The organism is Tistrella sp., assembly GCF_002684955.1.
GTDB classification, from domain to species: Bacteria; Pseudomonadota; Alphaproteobacteria; order Tistrellales; family Tistrellaceae; genus Tistrella; species Tistrella mobilis.
On the sequence record NZ_NYWI01000081.1, the window covers coordinates 35,214 to 47,861 of the forward strand.

Sequence of the window (12,648 nt, forward strand, 5' to 3'; positions counted from 1 at the left end):
GCGCCGGCATCTTCGAACGCCGGTCGCGTTGGGCGGTCGCCGGGTGTCTTCGTCTCCTCGCCCCGCGGCCGTTCTCCTCTCTCCCCCTCAAGGCCGTCCATGCCGGGCTGACGACCGCCGCCGATCCGTCCGGGCGACACCGGTGAACCGGCTCGCTTCATCCTTCTCTAACCCGCGCGATCGAGACCGCCATCCGCCATCCGCGGTGCGTTTGGCCATGGATCGCGTCTCTCCGCCTCGGTTCGAAAGTCCGCCCGCTCCCCGAGCGAAGGGGCGGGGACCATGCGGCCGGGCGCCCGTCAGTCAAGCGCTGACGCGCTCGGGCTCGCTGACGCGGCCCGCCCAAAGGGTGACAGCCGGGCTCGGTTCCCGGCCGCCAAGGGGTCCCGCCGCTCGGGCAGGCCGGGCGGCCTCGAACCAGGAGATGACGACCCATGGACTCACCAACCGCCCGCATCTGTGACGATCTCGCCCTCTACGGGCCTGGTCCCATTCCGATCGAAGACGATCCGCTCTCCGAGGAACGCGACTTTGACCGGTCCGCCGCCGGCTTCGTCGTGGCCCTTCACGACATGTTCGACGGCACCGCGCTCGAGAGGCACACGGAAGACCTCGCCTGGAGCCTCGTCAACGTCTTCCACCGCAAGATAGACCGCCTCGAACGCGACCTCGGCGACAACGAAACCCGCCAGCGCACCCTCATCGACGAACAGGACGGCTCGGAGATCAGGTCGGTCGAGCTCGAACGCGAGACCGCCAAGGGCCAGGCGCTTTTGGAGCATATCCGCGCCTTCGAAGACATGCGCGCCGCCATGGCCGACGCCTTCCAGACGGTCACCGGGTCGAGCTGGAAACCCCGGTCCGGCTCGCGCAAGGCCGCACCAGGCCTCACCTCCGCCATCGTCGACTCCCGTGATTTTTCGCGCGCGCTGGTCAAGCGCGAGCTCGCCGACCATCTCCCCGAGGGCCCGAAGATCGCCTTCGGCGGCGGCCCCGACTGGCTCGATATCGACGCCGTCTACCTCGTGCTCGACAAGGTCCGCGGCCGCTATCCCGACATGGTCCTCTGCCACGGCGGACAGGCCCGCGGCGCAGAAGTCGCCGCCGCCGCCTGGGCCGAGGTGCGCGGCGTCGCCCAGATCGTCTTCAAGCCCGACTTCGCCAAGCACGGCAAAGCGGCGCCCTTCAAGCGCAACGACATGATGATCGCCGCCGGTCTCACCGGCGTCGTCCTCTTCCCCGGCAACGGCATCCCCCTCAATCTAGGCCAGAAAGCCGACAAGGCTCGCGTCACCGTGATGCGCTGCGGAGGCGGCCGTTAGGCCGCCTCCGCCCCTGAGCGTCACCGCGATTTTGACCCATCGCGCGGCTCTATGCCGATCCTGACGCGGCGCAAAGGCCAGGCGATCGCCGGCCCCCATCACACTTTCCTCAAAGCCAGTAGGCGCACAACGTCTCATCTTGGGCTTTCACCAACCTGAGCCCGGCAAGGTAGTTGGGTCGAGAAACTCCGGACATGATGGTCTTAGTTTGTGCAGGTTTCTCGGTCTTTCATGATCGTTGAACCGAACGTCAGCTTTCGCATTGGAAGCCGGCCGTCCAGCTGCGGCCATCGGTTATGGCGTTCCTAGCCAGGAGAGGATCTTGCGCTCGGCACTCAGAGCGGAGGTTGCCATCCCACCTACTATATTTCGGTTGATGGGGACAAAAAGTGACTGTATCTTGATCTGTGTTCGTGTATTGTTCCCGCCAGTCGATTTAGTTGAATCAGGGCCAGCGTATGAGTCACTCAGACACTGTTCGCGAACTTGTGTCGCTTCTCAAGCCACATAACGAGGCGCGCCCAACAGTTTTGTTGGGCGCTGGCGCTTCATTCTCGTCCGGAGTGCCACTCGCCGACGAAAGCGTCAGGCGAATTGCGAGACGGTACTATGCCGAGCGAGTGGTCGCCGGTCAGGTGCTGCCTGAACAAGTGAAAACCTCGGAATGGATGGCCTGGCTTGGCGATCAGCCTTGGTTCATCCGCGATCCCGCGAGGCTCTCAGAAAACTTTCCGTTGGCCGTCAAGCATCTGCTCAGACCACAAGCATATCGGCAGAGATTGCTACTCGACTTGATCGCACCCAACGCCGAGATTGGAAACGGATATCGGCACCTCGCTGAACTTGTCTTGCGCGGGCTAGTCGGAACGATTCTCACGACCAATTTCGACATCTGTCTTCCACGGGTCCTAAACGACAAGCGGCCGCATATCCGTCACGTCGCGGAAGTAAATCGGGGTCCGGACGATTTCCGCGAATTTGACATCTTCAACCGGGCCCAAATCGTATGGCTCCACGGGAAAGCGGAGCAATATACCGACAGGAATCTGTCGGAAGAAGTCGCACAACTCGATCCGAAGCTAGTGGGAGTCCTGCTCCCGCTTCTCCAGTCCACGCCTCTCGTCGTGGTCGGCTACCGAGGTGCCGAGCCATCGATCATGACCAGCCTGCTTGGTGAGACCGGAGACCTCGCGTTCAAGAAGGGAATATTCTGGTGCCATCGTGGTGGCGATTTGCACCCGAATGTCGAGGCGCTTCAGGAGCGACTCGGCAGCAATTTCAAACTCTGCGACATTGATGGCTTTGACGACCTGTTCGCCGATCTCGACAAAGAACTCGCTCGGCAGCAACGAAACCTCGGCGCTCCCGTCGTAGACGCCATTCCGAATTTCGACGATCGTATGATGGAAGGTGCGACACTTGCCGATCTTGATCTGGACCTTGCCCTTCATACAGCCCTCCAATATTCACGCAAGTTGGGCCTCCGAGAACCTACTGCAGGCACGCTCAAGGTGTTTCTGCGCGAACTTGGACTCCTTGTTGGAGCGGCCGAAATCGAGCGGCCCAGCATAGCAGCAATGCTCCTTTTCGGACGAGAACCGCAGCGCTTTCTGCCTCACGCGATCGTCACCGCGACAATCGATGGAAAGAAGCGCAAAGTCTTCGCGGGAAACCTCCTGAAGCAACGGAGCGAGCTTCTGGAATGGCTGGAGCAACCCGACGTTAATCCAACCCTGAAGGTGAAAGTGCGCGGGAAGCATGAAGAGCGACGCGCATTTCACGAACGTGCCTTGATTGAGCTGTGCATCAATCTGCTGGTTCACCGCGACTATGACGACGACCGTCCCGCGACCATGGAGGTTCGAGGCAACAACGGGATCTATTTTCAAAATCCCGGCCGGTTGCCAGAGCGCGTCGCGGACAGGCTCACGCTGGACGCGTGGGGACGGTTCGAGCCAGTCCACGAATTGACCTCACCAAGGAACCGCGCCCTTTGCGACATCTTTTTCGGCATGAGCGTTATGGAACGGGCCGGTACCGGACTCTCTGATGTTGTCAAGTTCGCGAAGGAAGGCGATGGCGACGCAATTTTCAGTATCCCGCCAGGGAGTGATGATTTCAGGGCTGAGATCTTGCAGCCCGATGCCTCCGGCAGGTCGTCACCGGTAGCGCGGGAGACGCGGCCAATCGGCACCTACGTGATCAATCTGATGCCGTTCTCCTCCCTCCCGCCGGCGGTCTCAAGAGTTCGTGTTTCTGGGACAATGCAAACGATCGCAAAGAAAGTGCCGTTGGACGAGATTGACACGGCATTGGTCCATTCAGGCGAGCTTTGGTCATTCGCACCGACACCGCTGCTCCATACGGTTCTTAAACCCGTGATGACCGAACAGAATGTCCGAGAAATTCCTAGAGAAGTCTTGGCAGATGATTCAGACTCTGCGCGCGTTCTTTCGTGGCTGCTTCGAAAGCACTTCGAAAGCCACCTGCACGCTCTGCGCGGGCAGGGGTTTATGATCGAGCCCGACCGCAAGTCCAACCGCCGCGCCTACTTCTTCGGAGAGAAGAATGGGCCGAGAATGATGATCTACGACACACCGCGCCGTCGCGGTGTGCCGCGTGAAGTCGTGAAACAACGCGGCGACCCTCCGCGCGCGTGGTTCGAGAACGAAGGGATAGCCTACGAGATTGCCCGATTGGGTTCCGTGTGGGGCGTGCGAGTGAAGCCGTTCTACATGTTCACCGGCCCCGATGCGCGTACGCCTTTACCAGGATATGCCAGGACGGCGAAGGCGGCCCGAAGAATGAAGTTCGATCGCAATCAAAGCGTCGAGAGTGATCTGACTTTCTGGGGCCGTTTTATCTCGGGAGGCGCGCCCGTCGTGAACCTCGGCCATGGCCCGGTCAAAGATCTGCTGCTCGAGGGCTCATTCATGTCATTGGATGTTCCCGAGGAAGGATTGCTTGATGTCGATGGCGATAAAGATCAAATGTCTGCCTGAACCGGAGTTGCAGTTCAGCAACGGGCGGCGAGATCTCGATCCGCGCCGTGCGCTTTCCGCGAACGGCCCTGCCGACCACCGTGGATTACGAACGATCCGAATTGGCCTGATCGCTCTCAAGGACGATGTGAATGCGGCGCACGCTTGGATCGAGAGCCTGAGTATCTTCAAGGCTGCACACGAGCGCAATGCCCGTCGATTCCGGGATTGGCCCGGGGCTGAAAAGGCGCTTGGCGCCAAGTTCGAAATCGAACAGCAATTCGTCCGCATAATCGACAAGTTACAGTTCCAGCGTCTTTTTAGAGAGCGCATCACCGGTGACGAATTCGAAGCACTTGTTGAGCTTTTCGAAGGCCCTCTCAGCGCGATGTTCGGTGACATTCGCCCGGACTGCATCGTCGTCTGCATTCCAGATGACCTGGGCGATCTGCGTGTGCAGAACCCCGGGCTTTCGGCAAGGGAGCGAAGGGCGCTTGAAATTCTCAAGCGTGAGGAGGAAAGCGCCCAAGGCGATCTGTTTGCCCCAACGGAGGAGGAGTTGGCGGAGGCCGAGGCGCTGCGCACAACAGCCGAAGACTTGCTGTTCCGCACGTTCTATCGGGCGTTGAAGGCTAAGGTTCACAAATACGACAATGCGGTTCCCATTCAGGTGTTACGCAGAAGCACGATCGATCGCCCGGAGGATGCCGGACATAGCCAGGCCACGCGAAGCTGGAACTTCGCAACCGCGCTCTACTACAAAGCAGGTGGCCTTCCTTGGCGACCGGCTGATCTGCCTGAAGGCGTGTGCTTCATCGGAGTATCTTTCCATCATCTAAAAAAGCGAGGCGGGCATCTTGTCTATGCCAGCGTCGCTCAAGCCTTTTCGTCTGACCACGAGCCGTTCTGTCTGAAGGGCGCGCACATTGACCACGAGCAACGGCGCGACAGGCAGCCATATCTCAACAAGTCGCAAGCGTTTGCAATGATGCGCGACATCCTTCACGGCTACGAAAAGCGAACCGGTGTAAAACCAAAGCGCGTTGTCGTTCACAAGACATCGATGTACCAGCCCGAAGAAGAGGAAGGTTTCCGCGAGGGCACGAAGGACATTGTGCCGGCCTGCGATCTTGTCTGGCTCAGGCAGACGTCTTTTCGGCTTGTTCGGAAAGGCTCGCAGGAGCCTTGGCGCGGAACGCTCTGTCGAATTGAAGGCGAATCTTATTTGTTCACGAGCGGGTATGTGCCGTGGTGGGATGAATTTCCCGGCGCTCATATTCCAGCGCCGCTGCAAATTGGGTCGGCGGGACCAACGGATATCGAGGCACGGTCAAAAGAGATTCTAACGCTGTCAAAAATGAACTGGAATTCAAGCGACGGAATCACCCGTCTTCCGGTAACGATCTTGTTTGCCAAGAAGGTTGGAGAGATCATGACAGAGCTATCCGACAACGTGACGCCAAATCCCTCTTTCCGGTTTCATACATGAAGTTTCGAGAGCAAGTGACGTAGCATAGCACTTGAGCAAGAGCCGGAGCGCACAAGCAGTCGGCGTCAGTTAGCGGTGGAGGGTGTCTACGTGGGGTATGCGCGACGATTCTGGCCAACGTCCGCTCGCCGCCCAAGCGCGCAACCTTGGTCTCACCGTCATCACCGCGAACGCCGAAGAGTTCTCGCGCGTGCCCGACCTCCCCATCGAGACCTGGCTCTGACGTTGAAAACATCCTCGTCTTTACTATCCTGATCGCCCGCGCGGCGCCGCGATTGAGGTCTGCGGGTGCACGCCGAGCGCTGGATCCGTGATCGCGCCATCATGGTTGAGATGGGCTGCACGGTTTTTCCGACGGCGGACCGGGCCGGGGCCGGCAGGCGTCCCTGTTTTCGCTCTGATACGGCGGCCTCACGGAGGCGGTGGCCATCGGCGCTCGACATGAAGCGTGGCGGACGTCGCAGCGCTCTGATCCGGGAGGCTTTTTTGTTTCGCCCAGGCGGTGCTTCGCTTTGCTTCACTTGGCGCCAACCCAAATTCGCGACGCTCGCTCTCCGTTCTTCATCGTTGACGCCTGTTCGAAGGACCTGATCCCTTCGTTCGGACGGGTCTTATGAGGGACGCGATACGGGCCTTCAACCCGGCCCGGCTCCCCCCGTGTTGTTCGCGGGGGCGCTGCATAGGAACCCGCGCCGGACTGACGCCGGCGCGGAACCCTTGCGCGCCATGCCCGCTCACGGCCCGCGCCAGGAGGCCGGTCCGGGTCCTCCGCTGCCGCTCCGGTCCGCGCGGAAGGTTTAAGAGACGGACCGCTTTCGCGGTCCGGCATATCTTTTCGCGCGGATGAAACCCCGATCTTTGCGCCCCTCATTGGCCGACCCGTCGAAGGGATCGGCCCTTCGGCAGTCACTTTGAAGAAGGAAATCGAACGATGTCGAACATTGGCTATGTGAAGCAAACCGGCGAACACCGCTATGAGGGCGAACTTTCCGGCCTCCTGACCTGGCGCGGCAAAATCCGCCTCCAGCCTCTGACGGGCGCGGTCTCGGCCAACGCCCCCGAGATGGAAGTCGTCGCTGAAAACGGCGCCCAGATCGGCACGGCCCGGGTCCGGGTCAGCAAGAAGTCGGGCAACCCCTACGTCAACGTCGCGATCAAGCATCCCCAGATCGCTCGCGGCGGCCCGATCTTCGCCAATCTCGGACCGGCCAACGATCAGGACGACGAGGAAGTCTTCGCCATCATCGCCAACTAACCCCCGGTTGGCGATACCGGCCCCGCGCGGGAAGCCCCTCCCGGCCCGCGCGGGGCCTCCTTATTGAGACGGCTGCGCGCTCGGGCTCACCACAGGGATGGCCGCCCTCCCGCTGCGCCGCGCGCCGCTCGCCAAGCGGGGCGAGCGAGCGACGGCGGCTCCGCGGGGATGGCTTTACCGGCCCGAACCCTTTTCGGGAAGGGACGGAGCCTGCTGCAACACCCTGGTTTCCGTTCGCCATTCCCCAAGTCTGCCGCAAAGCGATCGGCCGCCTCAACGATCGGCGGTCCCCCCAATTTTTCCCTCCGCTGCGCTCCGAGAAAAATCGGTTCCCCCGCCGGCCCTCCGGGCGCGCGTACCGCGCGTCGTTGACCCGGCCGATCGTTTCCGACCGCTGGGCGGTGTCGAAACACACTCAAAGGAGACACCGAGATGACCACTCCCACCGACATCGCTTTCCCGTTCGATCTTACCGAAGAGATCGCCGTCAGGCGCAAGGAGCTCGACCGCGAGATCGCCCATGTCCGATCCGCCGAGGCCGACTTCGACGACTACGGCGTCGAGGGAACACCCTATCTCAAAGAGATCGCCGACCGCCTCGACGACCTGATCGCCCTGGCGAAATCAGAAGAGGAGGCGGAGCGGGGGGCGGCTTGAGCCCCCCCTTTTTGCTCACGGCAGATCGGGAGGCGGGACGGCTGAACAGCGCATCCGACTGACGCGCCGGTGCGCCTTGCGTTCCTTTGCAAAGGCGTCCCACTGGGACGTTTTTCGGCTTCGACCCTCTTGGAGAGCCCTCAGTGCGTCCGCCACGGGGCCGGGTCAAGACCGGAACGCCGCCGGCAGGCGGGGCCGAAAGGCCGTCTTGACGCGGGTTTGGGACGCGCTCGGCATGGCATCCATGAGGGTCTGCCGCGCCTCGACAGGGCCGGCGTCTTGGGGCTGTATCGGGAAGGAGCCACTCGCATTTTAAGCAATTCGTCATAGTTCTTAACGGATCGTTGATGACTACCTGTCATGGTTGAGCAACGAGATTGACCCCAACCGAGGTCAGTGGCGCGGCGGTTGAAGCGCCGGTTGAGAACATGACGCATAAGAAGAGAGGGGCTTGTTTGAGACCACGACGCTGACCGCGTCGGCCGCCGCCGCCTTGCCGAAAGGAGAAGGTGATGGTGGCGTATTCAAAGCCGTCAGCAGCCGGTCTGCCAAAGCTCAGTGACTATGATTATCTGCGGTTTCTCACCCGCTCACGGTTCGCCTGGGAGTATTTGAGGCGCAATCCCGATTACCGACGGGACTGGCGTCTTTCCGCGCCAGGACGTCCGAACCCCATCAACTTGATCGACGGCACGATCCTGCTCCGGGCCCGGCGGCGCTTTGCGCGCGCCGAGGCCTGGGGCCTCTGTATCTTTCGCGGACCCTGACGAAAGCGCGCTCAAAGCCGGCGTCTTCTGGCTGGTGGAGGATTTTCGGCGGGCTATCTCCGCCTATGTGCGCCACGGCGGCGACCCCGGGTTGGGCAGTGTCGTCTCCCTTGCCAAGGTGCGGTGCCGGAAAACGCTCCTGAAGGCGGTCGACGGCGAGCAGCACCTTCTCTTGAGCGGCCGCCATCGCGTCGTGCAGATCCGGTGCATCGGCGCGGATATCCGGGTCGAACCCTTTGTGCTGGAGCCTGTCGTCGACCAATTTCCCGACGTGGAGCATCCGCAAAGGCTCATCCGGCGGCTTGCCGATCTCTATCGGAACCGCCTGATCGGCGGCCCTCAGGGCGGCTGGACGGTCGAGGCGATGCGCCATCGCGATGCGCTGATCGCCGTCGATTTAAGGCGGCGACACTGGTTGTTTCAGGACATCGCGCGGTTCATTCACGGCGATGAATTTGTCGATGAAGAGTGGACCAACCCGAATGCGACGCTCAAGAACCGCACCACTCGCGCCTACAAACGCGGGCGGCGCTACATCAATGGCGACTATCGAAAGCTGTTGAGGTAGCGGCTCGTGAGAACCATCAGGGGTATCGTTGTGACGACTCGGCGAGAACGATACTCCCGCCGATAAGCGCCTTGGATCATGTTTTCCCGGCATAGCGCAATTACGCGGAAGCCGGAGGGCGTATGACCGAGCATGATACAAAAGCCGCTGTCGATGGACCTTTCCTGACCACCAAAGAAGCGGCCCGTTTTCTCAAGCTTAAGCCCAACACCCTTGAAAAAATGCGGGTCTATGGCGGCGGTCCGCAGTACCGGAAGCATGGCCGTTTTGTGCGCTACCACATCGACGATCTGACCGCCTGGTCGGACCTGCGCAAGAAGGACTCGACCGCCGATGTCTGAGCCCTTCACCCGCGTCGAAATCGCGTTCTACCCGGAACATCTGAACCATTGGCTGCGCTTCGGCGCGCCCGATGAGCAACAGGATCTGGATCGCCGGCGGTCGCTTGCCTTCTTCAAACCGGGACGGGTACTCGGCTATGTACGCTGGCGCGCCAACGAGTACGGCACCCAGGACTGGCGATTCACCATCGTCAAAACGGTCGAGCCTTCGCTGCTCCTGAGCAGGTTTGAGGGCGTTCATCCGGGCGGCGAAATCCTCCTGCTGGCGACGGGCAACACGAAAGTCAAGCGCGCGCTTTTGCAGATCGACGCTCTTGAAATGGACGGGTTCGAGCCCGCCGACGTGTCGCCCGCATACTACCGCCATGTCCATAACCGGATCGCTACGAGACGGCCGATCCGCACGTATTCGATGGCCCAGCATCAAGCCTATTTGGCGGCCCAACAGGTGGCGAAGGGGGCGTAGGCATGAGGCGGATTTGGCTCCTTGTAACAGCGGTTCCGGTCCTCGCTTTGGCGGTCGCATCGCTTGTCAGCCTGCCGAAAAAGCTCGTCTACAACGGCTCCGCAAGCGCCCCCATCGGCCTTTATTGGCTCGACAAGCGGCCCGTGCGACGCGGAGATTACGCCCTCGTTGGCGTGCCCGAACGGGTTCGGAATCTCGTCGAAGGGCGCGCATATTTGCCGCCGGACGTGCCTCTTTTGAAACGCGTTGTGGGGCTGAACGGTGACCGAATCTGCCGCCGAGGGGAGGAGATTTTTGTCAATGACGAGAGGGTCGCAATCGCAAATCGCGTCGACGGGTTGGGCCGAGACATGCCGGATTGGCACGGCTGCCACATCCTGACTGAGCAAACGGTCTTCCTGCTACAAGACCATCCGCAATCCTTCGACGGACGGTATTTCGGACCGGTGGATCGGCGGTTGATCATCGGTCGGGCGACCAGGCTGCGGTTTCCTTGGCGGGAGCGCGAGGAAAGTTGATCCGGCGTCAGGAAGGAGTTGGAGCGTGGGAGAGGTCTGAGGCGGCGGAGGGCAAGAGAAAAGGATCAGCGTCAATGACGCTTAAGTTCCTGTCTGCACATCTCTTTTTTGGCGCCAGAGGGGTATGGGTGACTCCCCATTTTTGCGTAACCCATTGATGAGGCTTGCATATTGATGACGTTACCTTGTTTCCGGCGTTTGCCGCGCTGATCTGGAAGCCATGGCTACAGACGGTGAAGACCGCTTCAAACCGAAACTCGGGAAGATCCGATCCCGCGGCGACAGGAAGGCCAAGACCTATCTGCAACGGGTGCTGCATGCGGCCAGTCTGTCCGGGCCGGGGTTCGGGCGCATGGGCGCCTCCGCGTTCAGCGGGTCCCGGATCGGGCGCGGCGGTGGATGGGGGACCGGCGCGGCGATGCGGCGCGGACGGGTGACCGGCCGCCGGCGGGTCATCGTCAAGTCGCGGATCGTCAAGCTCCAAGGACAAGGGATCGGCGCCGCGAGAGCGCACCTCAAATACATCCAGCGCGACGGCGTCACCCGCGAGGGCGAGCCCGGCCGGCTCTACGATGCGACGAGCGACGAGGCGGATGGCAAACAATTTCTGGAACGCAGCGACGGCGACCGCCATCAATTCCGCTTCATCGTCTCGCCGGAAGACGGGGCCGAGCTTGACGATTTGAAGCCCTTCGTCCGTGGCCTGATGGCGGAGATGGAGCGCGACCTCGACACCCGCCTCGACTGGGTGGCGGTCGACCACTTCAACACCGACAATCCCCATAGCCATATCGTGCTGCGCGGCAAGGACGAGTTCGGCAAAGACCTGGTGATTGCCCGCGACTATATCTCCCATGGCATCCGGGAGCGGGCGAGCGAGCTGCTGACGCTGGAGCTGGGACCGGTCAGCGAACAGCAAATCCAGCGTGGCTACGCTCGCGAAGTGGACCAGGAGCGGTTCACCCGCCTCGACCGCGAATTCCTCGGCCAGGCGGACAACGGCGTGGTCGATCTGCGCCGCGATCCCAAGGGTGACTTCGCCCGTTTCAAGCACACGCTGAAGATCGGTCGCCTCCAGACGCTCGAACGCATGGGCCTTGCCGAACCGGCCGGGACCAAACGCTGGCGGCTTTCGGCAGGGCTCGAAACCACGCTGCGCGACATGGGCACGCGCGGCGACATCATCCGGACGATGCACCGTGAGATGCGCGCGGCGGGCGTGGACCGCGCCGGCGCCGATCATGCGATCTTCGATCCCGCGCAGCCGAACGCGCGGATTGTTGGCCGTGTCGTGGCGCGCGGGCTCTCCGACGAGCTCAACGACCGGCACTATCTGATTGTCGACGGAACCGATGGGCGGACGCACTATGCCGAGGTGGGCGAGCTTGCCGATCCCGGCGATTATGAACCGGGCGCGATCGTCGCTATCGAAGGTAAGGCGGCCGAACCGCGTCGCGCCGACCGGACCATCGCCGAGATCGCCGAGCAAAGCGGCGGTCTCTACAGCGAGCCGCTGCATCAGGCCGTCGACCCGCGCGCGTCGGCTGAGTATGTTCGCGCCCATGTCCGGCGGCTGGAGGCCATGCGCCGGGCCGGCTTCGCCGAGCGCTTCGCCGACGGCTCCTGGGCGATCCCCGAAGATTTCCTCGACAGGGCGCGCGCCTATGAGGAGGGTAACCGGATGCGGCAACCGGCGCGCCTGGCCCTTATGTCGAGTTTCAGCTTGGACCAGATGGGAGAGACGGAGGGTGCAACCTGGCTTGACCGCCAGCTCGTTGCGGAGCGGCCCGAGCCGTTGCGGGGGAGCGGACTCGGGCGGGAGGCGAATGACGCGATTGAGCGCCGGCGTCGCTGGTTGATGCAACAGGGGCTCGCCAGGGAGCGCGACGGCCGGACCGTCTATCAGCGCAACCTCTTGACCGAACTCCGCCGCCGCGAGGTGAGCGCCGTATCGGATCGGCTGTCGAAGGAGTTGGGCAAGCCGTTTTCCAAGCCGCTTGACGGCGAGCGTATCGAAGGTGTCTATCGAAGACCAGTCCGGCTTGCGAGCGGCAAGTTCGCCGTCATCGAGAAGTCGAAGGAATTCACGCTCGTTCCTTGGCGGGCCGCATTGGAACGCCAGCGCGGCAAAGTCGTTGGCGGCATCGTGCGCGGATCATCCGTGTCTTTCGATTTCGGAAAGAAGCGTGGGATTGGGATTGGTTGAAGAAGCTCTGAAACCGACCAGCATCCGCCATTAGCTGCGGCCAGGGCAATGACGGGTTCGAGCCTATAATGACCGATG

At 61.9% G+C, this 12,648-nt stretch carries 12 protein-coding genes; all 12 read left to right on the forward strand.

Annotated elements, in window-relative coordinates; translation table 11 throughout:
- The first annotated feature begins 434 nt into the window (after nt 1–434).
- The 12 genes from CMO28_RS27310 (at nt 435) to rlxS (ending at nt 12,570) form a co-directional block, all read left to right on the forward strand.
- Nucleotides 435–1,322, forward strand: coding sequence for a DUF2493 domain-containing protein (locus CMO28_RS27310; RefSeq protein ID WP_296719982.1), 888 nt, complete (start codon nt 435–437; stop codon nt 1,320–1,322).
- A 620-nt stretch (nt 1,323–1,942) separates the two neighbouring features.
- Nucleotides 1,943–4,324, forward strand: a complete 2,382-nt coding sequence (locus CMO28_RS27315) for an SIR2 family protein (protein ID WP_296719984.1) — start codon at nt 1,943–1,945, stop codon at nt 4,322–4,324.
- Nucleotides 4,296–5,792, forward strand: a complete 1,497-nt coding sequence (locus CMO28_RS27320; RefSeq protein WP_296719987.1) for a hypothetical protein — start codon at nt 4,296–4,298, stop codon at nt 5,790–5,792. Before CMO28_RS27315 ends, CMO28_RS27320 begins: the two co-directional genes overlap by 29 nt.
- Nucleotides 5,793–5,889: 97 nt before the next feature.
- Nucleotides 5,890–6,015, forward strand: coding sequence for a hypothetical protein (locus CMO28_RS27325; RefSeq protein WP_296719993.1), 126 nt, complete (start codon nt 5,890–5,892; stop codon nt 6,013–6,015).
- Nucleotides 6,016–6,723: 708 nt separating this feature from the next.
- Complete coding sequence (locus tag CMO28_RS27330) at nt 6,724–7,047, forward strand: DUF736 family protein (RefSeq protein ID WP_296719995.1); 324 nt, start codon at nt 6,724–6,726, stop codon at nt 7,045–7,047.
- Between the two features lie 432 nt (nt 7,048–7,479).
- Complete coding sequence (locus CMO28_RS27335; RefSeq protein WP_296719998.1) at nt 7,480–7,704, forward strand: hypothetical protein; 225 nt, start codon at nt 7,480–7,482, stop codon at nt 7,702–7,704.
- A gap of 512 nt (nt 7,705–8,216) precedes the next feature.
- Complete coding sequence (locus tag CMO28_RS27340; RefSeq protein WP_296720001.1) at nt 8,217–8,471, forward strand: transcriptional regulator domain-containing protein; 255 nt, start codon at nt 8,217–8,219, stop codon at nt 8,469–8,471.
- Between the two features lie 34 nt (nt 8,472–8,505).
- Nucleotides 8,506–9,039: a DNA -binding domain-containing protein gene (locus CMO28_RS27345; RefSeq protein WP_296720005.1), complete on the forward strand. Its 534-nt coding sequence runs from the start codon at nt 8,506–8,508 to the stop codon at nt 9,037–9,039.
- Nucleotides 9,040–9,161: 122 nt separating this feature from the next.
- Complete coding sequence (locus CMO28_RS27350; RefSeq protein WP_296720008.1) at nt 9,162–9,380, forward strand: helix-turn-helix transcriptional regulator; 219 nt, start codon at nt 9,162–9,164, stop codon at nt 9,378–9,380.
- Complete coding sequence (locus tag CMO28_RS27355) at nt 9,373–9,846, forward strand: DUF2840 domain-containing protein (RefSeq protein WP_296720010.1); 474 nt, start codon at nt 9,373–9,375, stop codon at nt 9,844–9,846. The genes CMO28_RS27350 and CMO28_RS27355 overlap by 8 nt, the downstream gene beginning before the upstream one ends.
- 2 nt (nt 9,847–9,848) lie before the next feature.
- Complete coding sequence (locus tag CMO28_RS27360; protein ID WP_296720013.1) at nt 9,849–10,364, forward strand: S26 family signal peptidase; 516 nt, start codon at nt 9,849–9,851, stop codon at nt 10,362–10,364.
- Nucleotides 10,365–10,584: 220 nt separating this feature from the next.
- Entirely contained in the window at nt 10,585–12,570 is a 1,986-nt protein-coding gene (gene rlxS, locus CMO28_RS27365; protein WP_296720017.1) for a relaxase/mobilization nuclease RlxS, read from the forward strand.
- Nucleotides 12,571–12,648: the final 78 nt, after the last annotated feature.